Annotated in this window: 20 protein-coding genes; 15 read left to right on the top strand and 5 right to left on the bottom strand. The window is 72.8% G+C overall.

All coding sequences use genetic code 11. The annotated features are described in order from the left end of the window. Position 1 precedes the first annotated feature (1 nt). Entirely contained in the window at positions 2–328 is a 327-nt protein-coding gene (locus C2142_RS10505) for a hypothetical protein (protein WP_148642392.1), read from the bottom strand. Positions 329–674: 346 nt separating this feature from the next. Further along, positions 675–1,349, bottom strand: coding sequence for a FadR/GntR family transcriptional regulator (locus C2142_RS10500; RefSeq protein ID WP_148642391.1), 675 nt, complete (start codon positions 1,347–1,349; stop codon positions 675–677). A 164-nt stretch (positions 1,350–1,513) separates the two neighbouring features. Here C2142_RS10500 and C2142_RS10495 point away from each other — a divergent pair, with 164 nt between their 5' ends. From C2142_RS10495 to C2142_RS10490, 3 genes are all read left to right on the top strand, one after another. Further along, positions 1,514–2,800: an MFS transporter gene (locus C2142_RS10495; RefSeq protein WP_241002492.1), complete on the top strand. Its 1,287-nt coding sequence runs from the start codon at positions 1,514–1,516 to the stop codon at positions 2,798–2,800. A gap of 95 nt (positions 2,801–2,895) precedes the next feature. Further along, entirely contained in the window at positions 2,896–3,018 is a 123-nt protein-coding gene (locus C2142_RS41505; RefSeq protein ID WP_277347249.1) for an SGM_5486 family transporter-associated protein, read from the top strand. 246 nt (positions 3,019–3,264) lie between these two features. Further along, positions 3,265–3,792 (top strand): histidine phosphatase family protein, encoded by a 528-nt coding sequence (locus C2142_RS10490; protein ID WP_148642389.1) that lies wholly within the window; start codon positions 3,265–3,267, stop codon positions 3,790–3,792. A 60-nt stretch (positions 3,793–3,852) separates the two neighbouring features. Here the strand turns inward: C2142_RS10490 and serB are convergent, their stop codons facing one another. Then, entirely contained in the window at positions 3,853–5,115 is a 1,263-nt protein-coding gene (gene serB / locus C2142_RS10485; RefSeq protein ID WP_148642388.1) for a phosphoserine phosphatase SerB, read from the bottom strand. 301 nt (positions 5,116–5,416) lie between these two features. Here serB and C2142_RS10480 point away from each other — a divergent pair, with 301 nt between their 5' ends. The 4 genes from C2142_RS10480 to C2142_RS10465 all read left to right on the top strand — a co-directional run bounded on the left by C2142_RS10480 (position 5,417) and on the right by C2142_RS10465 (position 10,545). Beyond that, complete coding sequence (locus C2142_RS10480; protein WP_241002491.1) at positions 5,417–7,984, top strand: FHA domain-containing protein; 2,568 nt, start codon at positions 5,417–5,419, stop codon at positions 7,982–7,984. A gap of 312 nt (positions 7,985–8,296) precedes the next feature. Continuing rightward, positions 8,297–9,394: a GAF domain-containing sensor histidine kinase gene (locus C2142_RS10475; RefSeq protein ID WP_241003162.1), complete on the top strand. Its 1,098-nt coding sequence runs from the start codon at positions 8,297–8,299 to the stop codon at positions 9,392–9,394. Further along, positions 9,387–10,046: a response regulator transcription factor gene (locus C2142_RS10470; protein ID WP_148642385.1), complete on the top strand. Its 660-nt coding sequence runs from the start codon at positions 9,387–9,389 to the stop codon at positions 10,044–10,046. Before C2142_RS10475 ends, C2142_RS10470 begins: the two co-directional genes overlap by 8 nt. A gap of 94 nt (positions 10,047–10,140) precedes the next feature. Then, the gene (locus tag C2142_RS10465; protein ID WP_153882771.1) at positions 10,141–10,545 is read left to right on the top strand and encodes a hypothetical protein; all 405 of its coding nucleotides are present in this window, start codon (positions 10,141–10,143) and stop codon (positions 10,543–10,545) included. Positions 10,546–10,553: 8 nt separating this feature from the next. On the opposite strand, the gene C2142_RS10460 is transcribed toward C2142_RS10465, so the two are convergent. Further along, positions 10,554–11,384, bottom strand: a complete 831-nt coding sequence (locus C2142_RS10460) for a hypothetical protein (RefSeq protein ID WP_241002490.1) — start codon at positions 11,382–11,384, stop codon at positions 10,554–10,556. Positions 11,385–11,503: 119 nt separating this feature from the next. On the opposite strand from C2142_RS10460, the gene C2142_RS10455 reads away from it, so the two are divergent. The 7 genes from C2142_RS10455 to C2142_RS10425 all read left to right on the top strand — a co-directional run bounded on the left by C2142_RS10455 (position 11,504) and on the right by C2142_RS10425 (position 17,660). Next, positions 11,504–12,295, top strand: coding sequence for an ABC transporter ATP-binding protein (locus C2142_RS10455; RefSeq protein WP_148642384.1), 792 nt, complete (start codon positions 11,504–11,506; stop codon positions 12,293–12,295). 155 nt (positions 12,296–12,450) lie between these two features. After that, a complete protein-coding gene (locus C2142_RS10450) occupies positions 12,451–12,873 on the top strand; it encodes an NfeD family protein (protein ID WP_148642383.1) in 423 nt (140 codons plus the stop codon). Positions 12,874–12,883: 10 nt separating this feature from the next. Next, on the top strand, positions 12,884–13,930 hold the full coding sequence (locus tag C2142_RS10445) for an SPFH domain-containing protein (protein WP_148642382.1): 1,047 nt from the start codon (positions 12,884–12,886) through the stop codon (positions 13,928–13,930). A gap of 279 nt (positions 13,931–14,209) precedes the next feature. Beyond that, positions 14,210–14,968: a sulfite exporter TauE/SafE family protein gene (locus C2142_RS10440; protein WP_148642381.1), complete on the top strand. Its 759-nt coding sequence runs from the start codon at positions 14,210–14,212 to the stop codon at positions 14,966–14,968. A gap of 34 nt (positions 14,969–15,002) precedes the next feature. After that, a complete protein-coding gene (locus C2142_RS10435) occupies positions 15,003–15,179 on the top strand; it encodes a DUF1272 domain-containing protein (protein WP_148642380.1) in 177 nt (58 codons plus the stop codon). Between the two features lie 74 nt (positions 15,180–15,253). Then, on the top strand, positions 15,254–15,559 hold the full coding sequence (locus C2142_RS10430) for a 4a-hydroxytetrahydrobiopterin dehydratase (protein WP_148642379.1): 306 nt from the start codon (positions 15,254–15,256) through the stop codon (positions 15,557–15,559). A 127-nt stretch (positions 15,560–15,686) separates the two neighbouring features. Beyond that, complete coding sequence (locus C2142_RS10425; RefSeq protein WP_148642378.1) at positions 15,687–17,660, top strand: PQQ-binding-like beta-propeller repeat protein; 1,974 nt, start codon at positions 15,687–15,689, stop codon at positions 17,658–17,660. Positions 17,661–17,711: 51 nt separating this feature from the next. Here C2142_RS10425 and C2142_RS10420 read toward each other — a convergent pair whose 3' ends face one another. Continuing rightward, the gene (locus tag C2142_RS10420) at positions 17,712–18,239 is read right to left on the bottom strand and encodes an HNH endonuclease (RefSeq protein ID WP_148642377.1); all 528 of its coding nucleotides are present in this window, start codon (positions 18,237–18,239) and stop codon (positions 17,712–17,714) included. Between the two features lie 293 nt (positions 18,240–18,532). On the opposite strand from C2142_RS10420, the gene tyrS reads away from it, so the two are divergent. Further along, complete coding sequence (tyrS, locus tag C2142_RS10415) at positions 18,533–19,801, top strand: tyrosine--tRNA ligase (protein ID WP_148642376.1); 1,269 nt, start codon at positions 18,533–18,535, stop codon at positions 19,799–19,801. Positions 19,802–20,412: the final 611 nt, after the last annotated feature.

Raw genomic sequence — 20,412 nt, 5'->3', positions numbered from 1 at the left:
CTCACGCCCCTTTGGTGAACGACGTCGCGATGCCGTGCTCGACGCTGACGTAGTTGGTGTGGGTCTGCCGCATCATCCCGGCCTCCTGGTTGAGGCGCCCGTTGAGCTGCGCGACCTGCTCGTGCCACTCCTGCAGTGCCCCGCGCAGCGCCCCCGCGGTGTCCCACCCGCTCAGCTGTGTCGCCGCGGCCGCCGTGCCCTCGTCGGCCGCCTTGCCCGCGGCGGTGCTGTCGTTGGCGATGCCGTCCAGCGAGGTGGCGGCCTTGTCGAGCGCACCCGTCGACACCTGCGTCGGAACCCCGCCCGGCTTCGCGTCCGGATCAGCCATCGAATCTCCCCGCTTTGCCCGTTCTTGGCCGGCACTTGACCGCCGGCAAATTTTTCCACGGGACGTTAGCACGTCAAAACCCGGCCGCGGGAAGGCCTTCCGTACACGTGGGACCACGGCCCTCACCCGCACGTCGCCGCCGGTCGGTGCGCCCTGTGCCCGACCTGTCACGGGGAGTGACGAGTGGATCGCGCAGACGTCGAGGGCGGGACTCCGGCGGCGAGGTCCTGGCCGGCCGGGGGTGGTGGGTGGCCGCCGTGCCGGCCGGGGTGACGGGAGCTGGTGCCGCCGTGCGGGTCGTCGGCCGGTGGGGCCGGGGCCCGGGGTCGGGCCCCGGCCCCCGGGGTCAGGAGTCGGTGGGGGCGCAGGCGCCGATGGCCCGGCCGGCTTCGACGGAGGCGCGCTGGGAGTCGCCGGCGCGGATGGCGTCGAGGATCTCGTCGTGGCCGAGGTAGCGCTCGGCGATCAGCTCGGGGCCGACGTCGTGGCGCAGGTGGGCGCGGGTGACCTCGCCGAGGTCGGCGTAGAGGGCGGCGAGGACGTCGTTGTGGGCGGCGGCGACGACGGCCTGGTGGAAGGCGGCGTCGGCCTGGACGAAGTCCTCGGCGTCGCCGGACTGCCAGGCCTCCTCGCGGCGGGCGAGGGTCGCGTCGAGCAGGGCGAGGTCGCGGTCGGTGCGGCGGGTGGCGGCCAGGCCGGCGGCGGAGGTCTCCAGGGTGATCCGGAGCTCGGCGACCTGGGCCTGGTCGGCGTCGGCGAAGCGGCGGTGCATGACCCCGGCCAGCTCGCTGGTGGCGAGGACGTAGGTCCCCGAGCCCTGGCGGATGTCCAGCAGGCCGTTGTGGGCGAGGGCGCGGACGGCCTCGCGGACGGTGTTGCGGGCGACGCCGAGCTGCTCGACCAGGGAGGCCTCGGTGGGGATGCGCGAGCCGACGGGCCACTCGCCCGAGGTGATCTGGGCGCGCAGCTGCGCGATCACCTGGTCGGACAGCGGGGTGCGCCTCGGTGAGGACAGCGCCACGGGGACTCCTTGCGGCTTCGGTCGGCGACGGTGGGGGCGGCGGCCGGTGGGTGGGTTGGCGTTCGGCGGGCGGTGCTACGGGGTCGGACGGTGTTTCGGGGGGCCGGGACATCATGCCAATTCCAAGGTGCGCTAATTCATCCCATCATTCTATGATGGCGCCCATGCCTTCCGCAGCAGACACCACCACCGCCCCGCGCGCCGGGGTCCGGCCGCAGACCGAGCAGCCGCGTTCACCCCGGAGCAGGTACCTCGGCTGGCTCTTCGCCGTCGCGATCGCCGCCGCCGCCTTCAACCTCCGCCCCGTCGTCACCAGCCTCGGGCCGCTGCTCGACCAGGTCCGCGCCGACCTCGGGATGAACCCGACGGTGGCCGGCCTGCTCACCGCCGTCCCCTCGCTCTGCTTCGCGCTCTTCGGCTTCGCCGCGCCCGGCATGGCCCGGCGGCTCGGCCCGATCGCCGTGATCACCGCCGGCCTGGGTGCGATCACCGCGGGCGTGCTGGCCCGCTCGTTCGCCGGCGGGACGGCGGTCTTCCTGCTGCTCACCGCGCTGGCGCTGGCGGGCGTGGCGGTCTCCAACGTGCTCATCCCGGTGGTGATCAAGCGGTACTTCCCGGAGAAGGTCGGTCCGATGATCGGCCTGTACTCCATGTCGCTGTCGGCGGGCACCTCGCTCGCCGCGGCCGTCACCGTGCCGCTGACCAGCGCGCTCGGCGGCGACTGGCGGGTCGGCCTGGGGGTCTGGGCCGGGCTCGCCGGGCTCGCGCTGCTGCTCTGGGTGGCGGTCCTGGTGTTCAGGCGCGAGCGCGGCGAGCGGGCCGGCGGTGGTGCCGCCACCGACCGGCTGCCGATCACCCGCAGCCGGACGGCGTGGGCGATGGCCTGCTTCTTCGGCCTCCAGGCCACCGGCGCGTACGTGGTGATGGGCTGGCTGCCGAAGATCTTCCAGGACGCCGGCGTCTCCGAGGGCGCCTCCGGGGTGCTGCTGGCGCTGACCATGGTGATCGGCGTCCCGGTCTCCTTCGTGCTGCCCAACCTCGCCGCCCGCCGCGGCGACCAGCGGCTCTTCGTGGTGGTGCTCGCCTCCTGCGGCATCGCCGGGTACGCCGGCCTGGCCCTCGCCCCGGCCGCCGCGCCGTGGGTCTGGGCGACCCTGGTGGGTCTGTCCAACTGCGCGTTCCCGCTGGTGCTCACCATGATCGGCCTGCGCGCCCGGACCGCCGGCGGCGTGGCCCAGCTCTCCGCCTTCGCCCAGGGCGTCGGCTACCTGATCTCCATCCCCGGCCCGATCCTGATCGGCCGTCTGTACCAGGCCACCGGCGACTGGTACCTGCCGCTGGGCTTCCTCGCACTGCTGCTGGTGCCGCAGATGCTGTTCGGCCTGCGGGCGGCGCTGGCCCGGCACATCGAGGACGAGGCGGTGCGCCCTGCCGCCCCCGCCAAGGCCTGACGGACGACGGACGACGGACGACGGGCGGGTCCGAGGGATGACCGTCCCGAGGGGCCGGTTCCCGGCGGGCATGGCCGGGGTGGGAGAATCCGGTCATGCCCGTACTCGAACCGAACCCCACCGACGGCCACAAGAAGCTCGGCCAGCTCGCCGCGGCGATCGCCGGCATCGTCGTCCTGCTGATCATCGTCGCCAGCATCGCCAAGAACCTCGGCTGACGTCCGCCCCGGAACCCGGCCGGCCGGCGGCGGCGACCTTCGCGCGGCCGTCCGGTGGCCCCGGGCCGACCGCCGGGCACCTGCGCCCGATCGTTCGGCGACCTGCCGTTGACCACCCGGCGACCTGCCGTTGGCCGGCACGGGAAGCCCCGGCGAACGCCGCATGATGGCACCCTCCACTCCTGAGGGTGGCGGCAACCGGGGGCGTCGCGCCCCCCGGCGGCTTTTCTGCCAAGCTTGCTGGGTATGAGCGCCGACACGCCCCGCAGGATCATCGTTCTCCGCCATGCCAAGGCCGACTGGCCCAACGGCGTCGACGACCACGAGCGGCCGCTGGCCGACCGGGGCCGTCACCAGGCCCCGGACGCCGGTCGTTGGCTCGCCGACTCCGGCATCAACCCCGACTACGTGCTCTGCTCCACGGCCCTGCGCACCCGGGAGACGTGGAAGCTCGCCGCGCACGAGCTGCCGAAGCGCTCCCGGAAGACCGTGTACGAGGACCGGGTCTACGAGGCCAGCCCCGGCGAGATCATCACCGTCCTCCAGGAGACCCCGGAGGAGTACGCCGATCTGGTACTGGTCGGCCACAACCCCGGCGTGCTCGGGCTGACCCAGGTGCTGGCCGGGGACGAGGGCGACCGGGACGCGCTGGAGCGGCTGCGGCTGGGCGGGTTCCCGACCGCCGCGATCGCCGTCCTCAGCTTCAGCGGCTCGTGGAAGGGCGTCGAGCCGGGCGTGGCCGAGCTGGTCTCGTACCACACCCCGCAGGACTGACCGGATGCACGTGAGGGGCGCGGGGACGATGTCCCCGCGCCCCTCACGCCCCTGCGGGAGCTACTCCGTCGGAGTGCCGTGCAGCACGTCGGCCGCCTCGACCTCTTCGCGGGTGATGCCCAGCAGGTAGAGGACGGTGTCCAGGAAGGGCACGTTCACCGCGGTGTCGGCGGCCTCCCGCACCACCGGCTTGGCGTTGAAGGCCACGCCCAGCCCGGCCGCGTTCAGCATGTCGAGGTCGTTGGCGCCGTCACCGATCGCCACCGTCTGCTCCAGCGGCACCTTGGCCTGCTCGGCGAAGCGGGCGAGCCAGCGGGCCTTGCCGGCCCGGTCCACGATCTCGCCGACGACCCGGCCGGTGAACTTCCCGTCCACCACCTCCAGGGTGTTGGCGGCCGCGTAGTCCAGCCCCAGCTGCTCCACCAGGTGGTCGGTGACCTGGGTGAACCCGCCGGAGACCACCGCGACCTGGAAGCCCAGCCGCTGGAGCGTCCGGATCAGGGTGCGCGCCCCCGGCGTGAACCGGACCTCCGCGCGCACCTTCTCGGTCACGGCGGCGTCCAGGCCGGCCAGCAGCGCCACCCGGGCCCGCAGCGACTCGGCGAAGTCCAGCTCGCCGCGCATCGCCGCGGCCGTCACCTCGGCGACCTCCTCCTCGCAGCCCGCGTGGGCGGCGAACAGCTCGATCACCTCGTCCTGGATCAGGGTCGAGTCGACGTCCATCACGATCAGCCGCTTCGCCCGGCGCTCCAGCCCGGCCGCGACGACGGCGATGTCCACCCGCTGGGTGGCCGCCTCCTGGGCCAGCCCGGCGCGCAGCTCGTCGGTGGCGACACCCGAGACGGCGAGCTCGACCGCGGTCACCGGGTACTTGGCCAGCCGGAAGACGCGGTCGATGTTGCCGCCCGAGGCGGTGATGCGGGAGGTGAGCGCGGAGACGGCGGAGGCGGTCAGCGGGTGGCCGAGCACGGTGACGTGCGAGCGGCCCTCGCGGCGCGGCCGGTTGTCGCCGATGCCGGAGATGATCTCGGCCTGGAGCTTCTGCTCCTCGGCCCAGCGGTGCACGGTGGAGCGCAGCTCGCCCTCCGCACCGGGGGCGCCGCCGGCCGGCGGGGTCACCAGGGCGCACAGCGTTATCCGGCCACGGGTGACGACCTGCTCGATGTCGATCACGTCGACACCGAACCCGGCCAGGGTGGCGAAGAGGCCGGCGGTGATGCCGGGGCGGTCCTTGCCGAACACCTTGACGAGCAGGGTGCGCTCGTCCTCGGTCCGGGGCTGCGGGGCGGGGAACGGCTCGGCGGCCAAGGGCGATGCGTTCATGATGCCTCCCACGCTACCGGGCGTCCGGCGAGGTCACGGCACCCGTCCGCGTCGTGGACGGGCCGGTGGGGGAGGCGCGGAACGGGTGCGCGCCACCCCGGTGACCGGGCGGTTGCGCAGAGGTGACGGCCGGGGGTGGTGGCGGGGCCGTCCGCGAATCGTTGCCGCCTGGTCACAGTCACCGGGGGTGACTTTCGTCAACGGGCGACGGGCTGGAATGATTCGCCCGTCAGATTCAGGATCATTGCACCCCCGGTCGGGGGCCACAATCGGGGGACCGAGAGAGCGGGGCGGGCGAGCAGTGCCGCAACTCGTCATTGAGATCAACGGACAGCAGCGGACTCTGGAGCCGGGGCGGTCCTACACCATCGGGCGCAACCCGCAGTCGGACTTCCTGTTCGACGACGCCAGGGTCTCCTGGCACCACGCCACCATCTCCTTCAACGGGGCGGGTTGGCAGCTCGACGACCACGGGAGCACCAACGGTACGTACACCGGTGGCGCCCGCACCATGCAGGCCCAGCTCTTCCCGGGTGCCGTGGTCAACCTCGGCAACGCCGAGAACGGGCCGCGGCTCGGCTTCTCCGCACCCGCCCAGGCCGCCGCGCAGGCCCCCGCCTGGCACGAGGCCGCCACCAGCCGTGCCCACGCCCCGGAGCCCCAGGCGCCCGCCCAGCAGCAGCCGTGGGCCCAGCAGCCCCCGGTCCAGCAGCAGCCCCAGCAGCAGTGGGGCGGACAGCCGCAGGCGCAGCCGCAGCCCTTCCCGCAGCAGCAGGGCTTCCCGCAGCCGGGCCCGCAGGGCGGCTTCCCCCAGCAGCAGGCCCCGCGGCACGACGCCGGCGGCCCGCAGCCGACGATGATCCGCAGCCTGAGCGCCGGGATGAACACCGTCCGGATCGGCCGCGCGCTCGACAACGACATCGTGGTCTCCGACCTCCAGGTCTCCCGCCACCACGCCGAGCTGCGCCAGCTGCCCGACGGCCGGTACGAGATCGTCGACCTCGGCAGCCACAACGGCATCTTCCTCAACGGCATGCGCGTCCAGCGTCAGCTGATGGGCCCGCAGGACCGCCTGACCGTCGGTCACTCCAGCTTCGTCCTGGTCGGCGACCAGCTGCAGGAGTTCGTCGACAACGGCGCCGTCTCCTTCTCCGCCCGCCACCTGACCGTCGAGGTCGACTTCAAGAGCGGCAAGAAGGTCCTGCTCAACGACGTCTCCTTCGGCGTCCCGGAGAAGTCCCTGGTCGCGGTCATCGGCCCATCCGGCTCCGGCAAGTCGACCCTGCTGCGCGCCCTCACCGGCTACCGCCCGGCCGACCGCGGCGACGTCCTGTACGACGGCCGCAACCTCTACAAGCAGTTCGCCGAACTGCGCTCGCGCATCGGCCTGGTGCCGCAGTCGGAGATCCTGCACAAGGAACTGACGGTCCGCACCGGCCTCAAGTACGCGGCCCGGCTGCGCTTCCCCGGCGACACCGAGGCCGCCGAGCGCGAGGCGCGGATCGACGAGGTGCTGTACGAGCTGCGCCTCGACAAGCGTGCCGACAACAAGATCACCGCGCTCTCCGGCGGCCAGCAGAAGCGTGTCTCGGTCGCCCTGGAGCTGCTCACCAAGCCGTCGCTGATCTTCCTGGACGAGCCCACCTCGGGCCTCGACCCGGGCATGGACCGCGAGGTCATGCAGATGCTGCGCGGCCTCGCCGACGACGGCCGCACCATCCTCGTCGTGACCCACTCGGTGGCCGAACTCGCGCTCTGCGACCGGCTGCTGGTGATGGCGCCGGGTGGCTCGGTGGCTTACTTCGGCCCGCCGGACGAGGCGCTGCACTTCTTCGGGTACGAGACCTGGGCCGATGTCTTCCAGGCCTTCGAGAACTACCCGGACCACGACTGGGCCGGCCGGTACCGCGGTTCGGTGCACTATCAGCAGTACTCCGCCCCCACCGTGGAGGCGGGCGAGGTGCAGCACGTGCAGGTGGCCCAGGAGGCCGTCCGGCCGCCGAAGCCGCAGAGCTGGGGCTCCCAGCTGTGGACGCTGATGCGGCGCTACATGTCCGTGCTCGCCTCGGACCGCGGCTTCCTCGCGCTGTCGGTGCTGCTGCCCGCGGTCATCGGCGCGGTCAGCGTGCTGATCCCCAACGCGGCGGGCCTCGCCCCGGACCCGAAGAGGCAGCTCGGGATCAACAGCGGGGCCGCGACGATCATGCTGATCATGGCGATCGGCGCCTGCTTCTCCGGCGCGGCCAACTCGGTCCGCGAGTTGATCAAGGAACGGGCGATCTACGAACGGGAACGGGCCACCGGCCTGTCCCGCTCGGCGTACATGATGTCCAAGATCATCGTGCTGGGCGTCTTCAGCGTGATCCAGGGCGCGATCATCTCCGCCGTCGGCTTCCTGCCGCGCAAGCTCCCCGAGCACGGCCTGATCGTCAAGAACATGCCGCTCATCGAGATGACCATCGGCATGATCCTGCTGAGCTTCGCCGCGATGATGTTCGGCCTGATGATCTCCGCGCTGGTGAAGACCGCCGAGAAGACCATGCCGCTGCTGGTCATGTTCGCCATCGTCCAGGTCGTCTTCACCGGCTGCCTCTTCCAGATCTTCGGCAAGCCCGGTCTGGAGCAGGCCGCCTGGCTGATGCCGGCCCGCTGGGGCACCGGTATGGTCGCCACCACGCTGGACCTCTCGCACCTGCTCGGTCCGTGGAACAAGGACTTCAAGAACCCCGAGTACGACCCGCTGTGGGACCACAGCGTCGGCCAGCTGCTGATCGACGCCGGCGCGCTGGTGGCGATCTCGGTCGTTCTCGGCCTCGTCATCACGCGGCTGCAGCGCCGCCACGAGCCCGAGGTCATGCAGAAGGGCTGACGCCCTCCACCGCTCGACAGGGGCGGCCCTTCCCGGGGACGGGGAGGGCCGCCCCTCGGCGTACCCGGCCCCTTCGGAGGGCCCGGCGCCCTAGGTCTGCGGACCTGCTCCCCGCGCGCCCCCGGACCGACGCGGCGGCCCGCCCGGCGGCGGTAGTTTGGCGGTATGCCCACCCCGCCCACCGACCGCCGCCCCCGGGCCGGCCTGCTGCCCGTCGACCGGATCCCGGTCGGCCCGCCGCCCGACGGCCCGCTGCCCGCCTGCGAGCCCTGCCTCGCCGGCATCGAGGCCGTCAGCCGGGCCCTGCTCGCGATGAGCCGCCACCTGGAGGTGCGCGAGGTCCTGCGCCGGATCACCGCCTCCGCCCGCGGCCTGCTCGACGCCGAGTACGCCGCCCTCGGCGTGCCCGACGACCACGGGGGCTTCGCCCAGTTCGTCGTCGACGGCGTCACCGACGAGCAGTGGAAGGCCATCGGCCCGCTGCCCCGCCAGCACGGCGTCCTCGCCAAGATGCTCCACGAGACCGGCCCCACCCGGCTCGCCGACGTCCGCAGGGCGCCCGCGTTCGAGGGCTGGCCCGCCGCCCACCCGGAGCTCGAGGCCTTCCTCGGCATGCCCGTCCTCGACACCGATGCGACCGAGGACGAACCGCTCGTCATGGGCGTCATCTTCCTCGCCAACAAGCGCGGCGGCGGCGGCTTCACCGACCACGACGAGGAGCTGCTGCGGATCCTCGCCGCCCACGCCGCCCTCGCCCTCTCCAATGCCCGCCTCTACGAGCGCAGCCGGGAACTCACCCTGGCCGGCGAGCGCGCCCGGATCGCCCACGACCTGCACGACGCCGTCTCGCAGAAGCTCTTCTCGCTGCGCCTCACCGCCAAGGCCGCCGCCACCCTGGTCGAGCGCGACCCGGCGCGCGCCCGCGCCGAGCTCGCCGAGGTCGCCCGGCTCGCCGCCGAGGCCGCCGACGAACTGCGCGCCGTCGTCGTCGAACTGCGGCCCGCCGCCCTGGAGGAGGACGGCCTCAGTGCCACCCTCGCCTCCCAGGTGCAGGTCCTCGACCGCGCCCACAGCGCCGACGTCGCCTTCGCCGCCGACGGCGTGCGCGCCCTGCCGCCCGCGCAGGAGGCGGCGCTGCTGCGGGTCGCCCAGGAGGCCCTGCACAACGCACTGCGCCACTCCGGCGCCCGGCGGGTGACCGTCACGCTGACCGGCACCCCCGCCCGCGGCGCCGTCCTGCGGGTCCGGGACGACGGGCGCGGCTTCGACCCCGACTCCGTCCGCCGGGCCGGCCGCCACCTCGGCCTGGCCTCGATGCGCGACCGCGCCTCCGCGGTCGGCGGCTCGCTCACCCTGGACTCGGCCCCCGGCGCGGGGACGGTCGTCGAGATGGAGGTCCCCGGTGCCTGACACCACGCCAGCGATCCGCGTCCTGCTGGTCGACGACCACCAGGTCGTCCGTCGCGGCCTGCGCACCTTCCTGGAGGTGCAGGACGACATCGAGGTGGTCGGCGAGGCCGCCGACGGCGCCGAGGGCGTCGACCGGGCCCGCGAACTCGACCCGGACGTCGTCCTGATGGACCTCAAGATGCCCGGGATGGACGGCATCGAGGCCCTGCGCACGCTCAAGGACGAGGGCAGCCGGGCCCGGATCCTGATCGTCACCAGCTTCACCGAGCACCGCACCATGGTCCCCGCGCTGCGGGCCGGCGCCGCCGGGTACGTGTACAAGGACGTCGACCCGGAGGCGCTGGCCGGCGCGATCCGCTCGGTGCACGCCGGCCACGTGCTGCTCCAGCCCGAGCTGGCCGAGGCGCTGCTCTCCGACGACGGCCCGCGCCCGCCGCAGGGCCGCGGCGGCACCCTGACCGAACGTGAGCGCGAAGTCCTCGGCCACATCGCCGACGGCCGCTCCAACCGGGAGATCGCCCGCAGCCTGCACCTGTCCGAGAAGACGGTGAAGACGCACGTCTCCAACATCCTGATGAAGCTGGACCTCGCCGACCGCACCCAGGCCGCCCTCTGGGCCGTCCGGCACGGGGAGGCCCGGGAGGGGCGTTAGCCGCAGGTCCGTCAGCCGCAGCCGGGGCGGGCTGACGGGCTGTCAGCTGCGTGTGCGAACCTGGGACCGTCGACGATCACGGGGGAGGCGCCGGATGAGGACACCGCGCAGGGAGTACGGCCCGGGCATGCTGGCCGCGGAGCTGGGCCTGTCGCAGCGTCTGATGCACCGGGCCCGGTGCCTGGGCCACGTGCCGGAGCCGGACGTCGAGGGCGGGCGCTGGTCGCGGGCGGCGGCCGAGGCGCTGGAGGAGGTGGTCGCGGCCCGGCTGCTCAAGGCCGAGGCCGCGGCCGAAGCCGAGACGCGGGCCCGGACCCGACGGCCGGCGGACAGCCTCTCGGAGGCCGAGGCCGCCGAGGAGCTCGGCTGGTCCGCACGCCGCCTGCAGCTCTTCGCCGCCCGCGGCGGCCTGACCCGCGGACCGGACGGCCGCTACGACCGCACCGAGGTGCTGGCGCGCTACGCCGCCGACCCGTGGCGCGGGGAGTCCGTCGGCTGAGTGCCGGGTCAGCGGGCGTCGCGCTCGTCCACCAGGGCGTTGTACGCCGCCACCTGGGCACGGCGCGCGGTGCGGCGCAGGGGGGCCAGGACGGCCTGGCGGGAGGCCATCTCGGAGGCGCTGACCGCGGCGCCGTGGCTGTCGGAGGCGATCGCGAGCAGCGCGGAGACCTGCCGCGCCGACTCCAGGACGCGCACGGCCCGCGGCGGGTAGCCGGGCGCGAGCAGCTCGACGTGGCCGCGGCGGCGGTAGGCCTCCAGGGCGCGCAGCGCCTCCGGGCCGGCGCCGGCGACGTCGAGGCGGGTGAGCAGCAGGGTGGCCTCGCGCAGGCCGTCCGCCATCTCGCGCTCGGCCTCGTGCAGCGAGGGCACGTCGGCCGGCGGGGTGTCGTTCACCTCGGCGCAGCGCCAGAGCACCGTCGCCGAGCGGTCCCCGGCCGGGCCGAACACCTCGACCTCGGGGACGAGCCCGAGCGGAACGCCGACCGCCAGCACGGCCTCGCCCGCGCCGAGCGCGCGGTCGTTGAACGCCGGCGGGCCGGTCAGCCCGAGCGGGTGCCCGGCGCTCGGCAGGGCCAGCCGCAGGCCCTTCACGCCGAGGACGCGCAGCCGTCCGAGCGCCCAGGTGAGCCCGTGCTGCTCGCCCGGGGCGTCCCCGGGAAGTCCGGTCACCCGGTGGCTCTCGTCGGCCCCGAGGACGGCCGCGGCGGCGTTGTCGGGCGGCACCAGACCGGCCAGCAAGGCGTTGCCCCAGGCGGCCAGCCGCCCGAACGGGGCTCTTCGTACGGATTGTCGGCAGGAGTCGCGAGCATCCGGCCAGCCTACGGAATCGGCGGTCATCCGCGTGGCGTAGGTTTGCCCATGCGTGTGCGGCGCACCCACTCCGTGCCACCCGGCCGCCGGAGTAGGCTGCCCGCCCGCACCGACGGCCGTGATTTGAGTTTGGGGAAGGCGTAGGCATGAGCGACGTGCTGGAGCTGGTGGACGTATCCGTGGTCCGGGAGGGGCACGCGCTGGTCGACCAGGTCTCGTGGTCCATCTCGGAGGGCGAGCGCTGGGTCATCCTCGGCCCCAACGGCGCCGGCAAGACGACCCTGCTGCAGATCGCCTCCACGTACCTCTTCCCGACCTCCGGCAAGGTGTCGGTCCTGGGCGAGAAGCTCGGCGAGATCGACGTCTTCGAGCTGCGCTCCCGGATCGGCCTGGCCGGCGCCGCGATGTTCGACAAGCTGCCCGCCGAGCAGACCGTGCTGCAGACGGTGATGACGGCCGCGTACGGCATGACGGTCAGCTGGCAGGAGAAGTACGAGGACTTCGACGAGTCCCGCGCGCTGGTGCTGCTGGACCGCCTGGGCATGTCGAACCTGACCACGCGCAAGTTCGGCACCCTCTCCGAGGGCGAGAAGAAGCGCACCCTGATCGCGCGCGCCCTGATGACCGACCCCGAGCTGCTGCTGCTGGACGAGCCGGCCGCCGGCCTCGACCTCGGCGGCCGCGAGGACCTGGTCCGCCGCCTCGGCGCGCTGGCCCAGGACGAGTTCGCGCCGGCCATGGCCATGGTCACCCACCACGTCGAGGAGATCGCCCCCGGCTTCACCCACGTCCTGATGATCCGTCGGGGCAAGGTGCTCACCGCCGGCCCGATCGACACCGAGCTGACCGCGCGCAACCTCTCCAAGTGCTTCGGCCTGCCGCTGACCCTGGAGCGGCACGGGGACCGCTGGTCCGCGCAGGGCCTGCCGCTCGGCTGAGGCCCGCGGCCGGACCCGCCCGGGCCCGCGCCGGAGCCCCCCGTACGCCACTGAACTCCGCTGAACTGGGACCGGTCGCACGTGCGACCGGTTTCCGTCCCTCCACCTGCGGGAACTGTCCGCCTCGAAGGCCCTTCGCTCCCTAGGATGGACACGTGGACAGCTGGATCTGGTGGCTCCTCGCCGCCGTCGGCCTCGGCATACCGCTGGTGATCACCGCGATGCCGGAGTTCGCCATGTTCGCCGTCGGCGCGCTCGCCGCGGCCGGTGTCGCCGGGCTGGGCGCCGGGGTGGTCTGGCAGGTCCTGGCCTTCGTCGCGGTCTCGGCCGGGCTGCTGGTCGTGGTCCGGCCCATCGCGTACCGGCAGATGACGAAGGGCCCGCAGGTCAAGATGGGCATCGAGGCGCTGAAGGGCGCCACCGCGGTCGTCGCGGAACAGGTCGACGGGGAGGGCGGGCGGATCAAGCTCAACGGCGAGATCTGGTCGGCCCGCGCGCTCAACCCCGGCAGTGTGTACCAGCCGGGGCAGCAGGTCGACGTCGTCGAAATCCAGGGCGCGACCGCCCTGGTCGTCTAGGGGAGAGTCCGTGGAACCCGTCCTTATCGTCCTGGTCGTCCTGGTCGTGGTGGCATTCATCGCGCTGATCAAGACGATTCAGGTCATCCCGCAGGCCAGCGCCGCGATCGTGGAGCGCTTCGGCCGCTACACCCGGACGCTCAACGCCGGCCTGAACATCGTCGTCCCGTTCATCGACCGGGTCCGCAACCGGATCGACCTGCGCGAGCAGGTCGTGCCCTTCCCGCCGCAGCCGGTGATCACCCAGGACAACCTGGTCGTCAACATCGACACGGTGATCTACTACCAGGTGACCGACCCGCGGGCCGCCACCTACGAGGTCGCCAGCTACATCCAGGCCATCGAGCAGCTCACCGTCACCACGCTGCGCAACATCATCGGCTCGATGGACCTCGAATCCACCCTGACCTCCCGTGAGGTCATCAACGCCGGCCTGCGCGGCGTCCTGGACGAGGCCACCGGCAAGTGGGGCATCCGCGTCAACCGCGTCGAGCTGAAGGCGATCGAGCCGCCGACCTCCATCCAGGACTCGATGGAGAAGCAGATGCGCGCCGACCGTGACAAGCGCGCCGCGATCCTCACCGCCGAGGGCTCCCGGCAGGCCCAGATCCTGCGGGCCGAGGGTGAGAAGCAGGCCGAGGTGCTCAAGGCCGAGGGTGAGGCCCAGGCCGCGGTGCTGCGCGCGGACGGTGAGGCGGCCGCGATCCGGACGGTCTTCGAGGCGATCCACGACGGCGACGCCGACCAGAAGCTGCTCGCCTACCAGTACCTGCAGACCCTGCCCGAGCTTGCCAAGGGCGACTCCAACAAGCTGTGGATCATCCCGAGCGAGGTCGGCGACGCCCTCAAGGGCCTCGGCGGCGCGTTCACCGGCCTGGCCGGCAACGGTGGTGCGAACGGCGGCGCGGTCGCCGCGCCCAGCGTGCCGTCCCCGGCCGCCACCCAGGTCCCGCTGGACCCGGCGGCCGGCCCGCGCCCGCTCGACACCGACACCAAGGGCGCCGCCCGCCCCCGGGTCGACCCGGCCCGCGAGTACCGCAAGATCGACCCCGAGTGACCGGCTGACCGGCCGGCCGAGTGGCCGGGCCACCGCGCGCCGAGGGCCCGCCCCCGTTCCGTACGGGAGGCGGGCCCTCGGCCGTTCCCGGCCGTTCCCGGCTGTTTCCGGCCGTTTCCGGCCTTCCAGGGGTGTGTTGTGCATCCCGAATCATGGGCGGCTCTGGTAGGCCCGGCCCCCGTCCGGCATGATCGCCCCGGACGGGACCGCGAGGACCGGACAGGACCGGACAGGGCCGGACAGGACCGGACGGGACAGGACCGAGAGGAGAGGTGACCCATGACGCTCTGGGAGGCGATCGCCGTCCTGGTGGCGGGCGCCGGAGCCGGGATGATCAACGTGATCGTCGGCTCCGGAACCCTGATCACCTTCCCCGTCCTGCTCGCCATCGGCATCCCGCCGGTCACCGCCAACGTCTCCAACTCCTTCGGCCTGGTGCCCGGTTCACTCAGCGGCGTGATCGGCTACCGCCGGGAGCTGGCCGACCAGGGCCGGCGGCTGCTGCGCCTCGGCTCCGCCTCGCTGCTCGGTGGTCTGGTCGGTGCGGTGCTGCTGATCGAGCTGCCGAGCTCGGCGTTCGACGCGATCGTGCCGGTGCTGATCCTGCTGGCCCTCGTCCTGGTGGTGATCCAGCCGCGGGTGGCCAAGGCGGTCGCCGCCCGCCGCAGGCCCGGGGGAGACCCGGACGGCGGCCTGGTGCTGCTCGGCGGGGTCTTCCTGACCGGCATCTACGGCGGCTACTTCGGCGCGGCCCAGGGCGTCCTGCTGATGGCGCTGATGGGCATGCTGCTCCAGGAGGACCTCCAGCGGATCAACGCCGTCAAGAACGCCCTGGCGATGATCGTCAACGGTGTCGCCGCGGTCTTCTTCCTCTTCACCTCGACCGTCAACTGGGCCGCCGCGGGCCTGATCGCCGTCGGCTCGCTCTGCGGCGGTCTGCTCGGCGCCAAGGTCGGCCGCAGGCTGCCGGCGCCGGCGCTGCGCGGGATCATCGTGGTGGTCGGCCTGGCGGCTGTCACCAAGCTGCTCGTCAGCTGATCATTCATCAGCTCTTCTCACCCTGGGGGACGTCATGGCGCTGGAGATGCGCGACACCTGCGAGCGTTGCGAGGTGTCGCTCGCCGTGGACGGCCCCGCCTTCATATGCTCCTTCGAGTGCAGCTTCTGCGCGGACTGCACCGGGGCGATGGCCGCCACCTGCCCGAACTGCAGCGGCGAGCTGGTGCCCCGTCCGCGCCGGAAGACCTGACGCCCCACCCTGACCTCCGCCTGGCTCACCCTGACCTCCGGCCAGGCTTTCACCCGACGCACGGGAGCGGTCCGATGAGCAGCAGAGCACGCCTGACCGAGGACGAGATCACGGCCGCGCTGGCCGGCCTGCCGCAATGGACCCGCGAGGGCGGAGACACCATCGTCCGCACCGCCGACGCCCGGGACTTCCCGGCGGCGATCCGGGTCGTCGTCGCGGTCGCCGAGCAGGCCGAGGCGCTGGACCACCACCCCGACATCGACATCCGCTGGCGCACCCTCCGCTTCGCCCTCTCCACCCACAGCGCCGGCGGTCTCACCGCCCTCGACCTCACCCTCGCCGCCCGGATCGACACCGCGTTGAGCGCCGAGACCGACTGAGCGGCGTTCACCCCGTGCCGCGTCCGCGTCGAGGTCGGAAGGGGGCGTTCCGGGGCACCCGGGAGGCTCCCGGAGCGGCGTGAGATGCTGACTGCCGCACTGCTGGCGGTCGGGAGGGACGGAACGGATGGCTCAGGATCCCCTCGGAGACGCCCAGCAGCAGCCGTGGTACCCGCAGCAGGCACAGCAGGAGTGGCCGGCCGGGTACCCGGGGCAGCAGCAGTGGCAGGTCGCCCACGGGTACGGATCCGCCACCGGTACCGGCAGCGGGCACGACGCCCAGGGCTACGACCAGACCGGTCATGCCCGGAGCGACTACGGCCAGAGCGGCTATGGGGAGAGCGGCCACGGCCAGGCCGGGTACGGGGAGACCGGGTACGCCCAGGGCAGCGGCTACCCGGGCGGGCAGTACCAGCCGTACTACCAGTACGCCGAGCACGAGCAGCAGCAGTACGCCCCGTACGCCGTCCCGCAGCAGTCGGCCGGTGAGGAGTTGTACGCCCCGGTGGGCGCCGCGTACTCCGCCGACGGGTACGTGCAGCTCGATCCCGAGCCGGACCGGGAGCCGGACCGCGACCCGGCACCCGAACCGGTCGCACCCGTCGCAGGGACGGAACCGCCTGCCCGCCGTTCGTCCGGGCGCCGGGGCGGCGCTCCCGCCGGGAACGGCGACGGCGACGCGAACACCGGCGGGCGTGACGGCAACGCCGGTCGCGACGGGGACGGGTCCGCGCGGAGCGGGCTCGCGGCAAAGGCCCGGGCCGCCGCCGACGCGGTGGTCTCCGCCGAGCACGCGCCCAGCCGCCGCGCCCTGACGATCCGCGCCGGCGCCGGTGTCGCCGCACTCGGCGTGCTGGTGGTAGCCGCACTGATGGTCGGTGTCGAGGGTGGCGGCAGCGCCTCCGCCGACAACGCCGGCGGTGAGCCCGGCTTCGCCGTCGCCCACGCCAAGGCCTGGTCCGCCCAGCCCGCCGCCGCGCTCCAGCCGGGCGCCGACGACACCCTGGTCGGCAGCTGGGCGCTGGCCGACGCCGTGGTGCGCGCGGACGCGACCGGCGTCCACGCCTACGACCGTACGGACGGCAAGCCGACCTGGTCGGTCGAGCCGCCGGCCGCCGGCGCCGTCCCCTGCGGCCTCTCGCCGAGCGTCAACCAGGCCGGCCTCGGCGCCGCCCTGTTCCGCACCCAGGCGGACCCGAAGAGCCCGTGCACACTGGTGGCCGCCGTCGACACCAAGACCGGCAAGAATGCCTGGACCAAGACCGTCTCCGACGCCAAGGGCACCTACAACGCCCACGTCGGCGTCACCGACGACAAGGTGATCGCGGTCGGCGACGACCGCGCCGTCGCCTGGGAGTCCGCCGACGGCAAGGACGTCTGGCAGTACACCGGCCAGGGCAAGTTCTGCACGCTCTCCGGCGGTGTCGCGGGCAAGACCGTCATGGTCGCCAGCTCCTGCGCGGACTCCACCCCCGTCGACCAGGCCGTCTCGATCGGCACCGCCGACGGCAAGGTGAGCTGGTGGCGGGGCCTGAACAACCAGCCGAAGACGGTGACGGTGCTCTCCGCCGAGCCGTCCGTCGTCCTCACCACCGGCGAGAAGCCCGAGGGCGACAAGGTGTTCGCCTGGGGCCCGACCGGTGACCCGGCCGCCGAGATCCCCGTAAGGGCGGGGGAGGGCCGGCTGGACGTCGCGCACGGTACGTTCTCGGCCACTCCCGACGTCTTCTTCCAGGACCGGACGATGGTCACCACGCTGGCACCGGCGAGCGGTGGCGGCGCGGTCTCCGTCGTCGGCTACGACCTGGACACCGGCCGGCAGCGCTGGAAGACGGCTGCCGGCGAGAAGGGCGTCGTCCGGGCGGTCGGCGTCGACGGCGGCGCGCTGGTGCTCGCCGCCGACGAACGCCGTGACCAGCCGGCCCACCTCAGCCGCTTCGCCCTGGCGAACGGCCAGGAGGCGGTCGGCGGCAACTTCCCGGCCGGCACCGGCTCGCTCCTGGTCTCCGGCCGGGTGCTGATCGGCGGCGGCCAGGTCGTCGCGGTGCCCGAGCACGCGGCCACCTTCGGCACGGCGGCCGGGTACCAGGCCAAGGGCTGAGCGCGGGCCGAGGGCTGTCGGCGGCTCCGCTCCCGGCCGGGCCCGGCCCGGCTACGCGGCGGAGGGCGTCGGCGCCACCGTCGGCAGCCACTCGGCCAGCTCACGGACGTCCGAGCCGCGCAGGCCCAGGGCCATCATGAGGGTGGCCTGCGGCGTCGGTACGAAGGGCTTCCGCAGCAGCTTCATCCCGGCCTGCTCCGGCGTCCGGTCGGCCTTGCGCTGGTTGTCCTCGGCACAGGCGGCCACGGTGTTCATCCAGCTGTCCACCCCTCCGCGCGACCGGGGCTGCAGGTGGTCCACGGTGGTTGCCCGGCGGCCGCAGTAGGCGCACAGGTGCTGGTCCCGGACCAGCACGCCACGACGCGACCACGGAGCCTGTTGTCGGAACGGCACCCGTACGTACCGTTGCAGTCTGATCACCCGGGGCACCGGGACGGTGATGCCCGTCCCGCGGACGCTCCGCAGCGGGTGGGCCTGCTCCACCACGGCCTTGTCCTGGAGCACCAGGACCACGGCACGCTGGAGGGACACCGTCGTCAGGGGCTCGTAGCTTGCGTTCAGAACCAGCGTGCTGCGCACCTCGGCCCACCCTTTCCAGAGGCGTGCCACGGCGGCACGACCGTCTCCACACACGTCACTGCCGCCGCACGGCGGTGGAACCACTCTGAAGGGGCCCGGGGCCGACGAACAACGGAATTTCCGGTGTCGGACAGGGGCGTGGCGGGCGCCGGCACCCTCCCCGCGGGCCGCCTCGGCGAAAACCCGCTGGCCGGGACCGCGTAGGCTCTACAACGCTGGAGCCGTTCCGCACCGGGGCCCGACCGAACCGGGCCCGCACCGGGCGGACGCCCGACCGAAGGAGAAGCGTGACCGTGACGGACATCGTCGACGAGCTGCAGTGGCGCGGGCTGATCGCCCTTTCCACTGACGAGGACGCACTGCGCAAGGCGTTCGCGGACGGCCCGGTCACGTTCTATTGCGGCTTCGACCCGACGGCCCCCAGCCTGCACCTCGGGAACCTGGTGCAGATCCTGACCATGCGCCGCATCCAGCAGGCGGGGAACCTCCCGCTCGGCCTGGTCGGCGGCGCCACCGGCCTGATCGGCGACCCGAAGCCCACCGCCGAGCGCGTGCTCAACGACCCCGAGACGGTGGCCGGCTGGGTCGAGCGCCTGCGTGGCCAGATCTCGCGCTTCCTCGACTTCGAGGGCCCCTACGCCGCGCGCATGGTCAACAACCTGGACTGGACCTCCGGGATGTCGGCTATCAGCCTGCTGCGCGACGTGGGCAAGTACTTCCGCGTCAACAACATGATCGCCAAGGAGGCCGTCGCCCGGCGGCTCAACTCCGACGCGGGCATCAGCTACACCGAGTTCAGCTACCAGATCCTCCAGGGCATGGACTACCTGGAGCTGAACCGCCGCTACGGCTGCGCCCTGCAGACCGGCGGCAGCGACCAGTGGGGCAACCTCACCGCCGGCACGGACCTCATCCGCAAGGCGGACGGCAAGTCGGTGCACGCGCTGGCCACCCCGCTGATCGTCAAGGCCGACGGCACCAAGTTCGGCAAGACGGAGTCCGGCACGGTCTGGCTCGACCCCGAGCTGACCACCCCGTACGCCTTCTACCAGTTCTGGCTGAACGCCGATGACCGGGACGTTCCCAACTTCCTGCGGATCTTCAGCTTCCGCTCGAAGGAGGAGATCGAGGAGCTGGAGCGCGAGACCGCCGAGCGCCCGGCCGCCCGCCTCGCGCAGCGCGCGCTGGCCGAGGAGCTCACCACGCTGGTCCACGGCGCCGATCAGTACGAGCGCGCCGTCGCCGCGTCGAAGGCACTGTTCGGCCAGGGCGACCTCGCAGACCTGGAGGCGCCGACCCTGGCCGCCTCGCTGGCCGAGGTCCCCAAGGCCGAGGTCGCCGAACTCCAGCCCGTGGTCGACCTGTTGGTCGCTGTCGGCTTGGCGCCCAGCCGCTCCGCGGCCCGCCGGACGATCAAGGAGGGTGGCGCCTACCTCAACAACGTCAAGGTGACGGACGAGGAGGCCGTGCCCACCGAGGCCGACCTGCTGCACGGCCGCTGGCTCGTGCTGCGTCGCGGCAAGCGCAACCTGGCCGCGGCAGAGCTGGTCGCGGCCGGCTGAGCGTGGCCGAAACCGCATGACCGCTGACCTGCGGTTCTGAACACCGAGGGCCGGATCTGGACAGATCCGGCCCTCGGTGTTTGACGCGGCCGCCCGGCTGGCCTAGTGTTGAACGAGTCGCTTGAAGCGGGCAGGTGCACGGAGAGGCCGAGAGGCCGCCGCGGACCAGCCGGAGCGGCCATCACACTCAGCAAGTCCTAACTTTCACTCGATGCCCATTCGGTTGGGTCGGTTGGCGTTCTCGTCGGCCAGTGAAAGCGGGGAATTTCGAGCAAGTCTCGAAATAAGCTAATGTGGAGGTCGCCGCAGAAAAGCGGACCTGGCCAGCAAGGGTCGGATGAATGAAACTCCGGAAAACGGAGCGGAAAACATCTGGTAAGCTGGGAACACGAAAGAACGAAGCACCCGGAGGGCCCGCTGGAAGGCGGTCCGAAGGAAGTGTCCGTTCCTTGAGAACTCAACAGCGTGCCAAAAGTCAACGCCAGATATGTTGACATCCCCGGCCTCAGATTCTTCTGGGGTTGGAGATTCCTTTTGAAATAACACAGCGAGGACGCAGTGCGCGGGGCCGCCCTATTCCGGTGGTTGCCGTGCCGCTCAACGCGGGTGTG

This window comes from Streptomyces sp. CB01881, from assembly GCF_002953255.1.
Lineage (GTDB): Bacteria > Actinomycetota > Actinomycetes > Streptomycetales > Streptomycetaceae > Kitasatospora.
Note: the sequence above shows the minus strand (reverse complement) of the source record. Positions and strands in the feature narration are given on the sequence as shown.

What these genes read in the sequence shown, in the direction of transcription:
- C2142_RS10440 (WP_148642381.1), top strand. Translation starts at nt 14,210, where the DNA reads ATGACGCTCTGGGAGGCGATCGCCGTCCTGGTGGCGGGCGCCGGAGCC.
- serB (WP_148642388.1), bottom strand. Translation starts at nt 5,115, where the DNA reads ATGAACGCATCGCCCTTGGCCGCCGAGCCGTTCCCCGCCCCGCAGCCC.
- C2142_RS10460 (WP_241002490.1), bottom strand. Translation starts at nt 11,384, where the DNA reads ATGACCGCCGATTCCGTAGGCTGGCCGGATGCTCGCGACTCCTGCCGA.
- C2142_RS10455 (WP_148642384.1), top strand. Translation starts at nt 11,504, where the DNA reads ATGAGCGACGTGCTGGAGCTGGTGGACGTATCCGTGGTCCGGGAGGGG.
- C2142_RS10490 (WP_148642389.1), top strand. Translation starts at nt 3,265, where the DNA reads ATGAGCGCCGACACGCCCCGCAGGATCATCGTTCTCCGCCATGCCAAG.
- C2142_RS10425 (WP_148642378.1), top strand. Translation starts at nt 15,687, where the DNA reads ATGGCTCAGGATCCCCTCGGAGACGCCCAGCAGCAGCCGTGGTACCCG.
- C2142_RS10430 (WP_148642379.1), top strand. Translation starts at nt 15,254, where the DNA reads ATGAGCAGCAGAGCACGCCTGACCGAGGACGAGATCACGGCCGCGCTG.
- C2142_RS10465 (WP_153882771.1), top strand. Translation starts at nt 10,141, where the DNA reads ATGAGGACACCGCGCAGGGAGTACGGCCCGGGCATGCTGGCCGCGGAG.
- C2142_RS10475 (WP_241003162.1), top strand. Translation starts at nt 8,297, where the DNA reads ATGAGCCGCCACCTGGAGGTGCGCGAGGTCCTGCGCCGGATCACCGCC.
- C2142_RS10495 (WP_241002492.1), top strand. Translation starts at nt 1,514, where the DNA reads ATGCCTTCCGCAGCAGACACCACCACCGCCCCGCGCGCCGGGGTCCGG.
- C2142_RS10505 (WP_148642392.1), bottom strand. Translation starts at nt 328, where the DNA reads ATGGCTGATCCGGACGCGAAGCCGGGCGGGGTTCCGACGCAGGTGTCG.
- C2142_RS10435 (WP_148642380.1), top strand. Translation starts at nt 15,003, where the DNA reads ATGGCGCTGGAGATGCGCGACACCTGCGAGCGTTGCGAGGTGTCGCTC.
- C2142_RS41505 (WP_277347249.1), top strand. Translation starts at nt 2,896, where the DNA reads ATGCCCGTACTCGAACCGAACCCCACCGACGGCCACAAGAAGCTCGGC.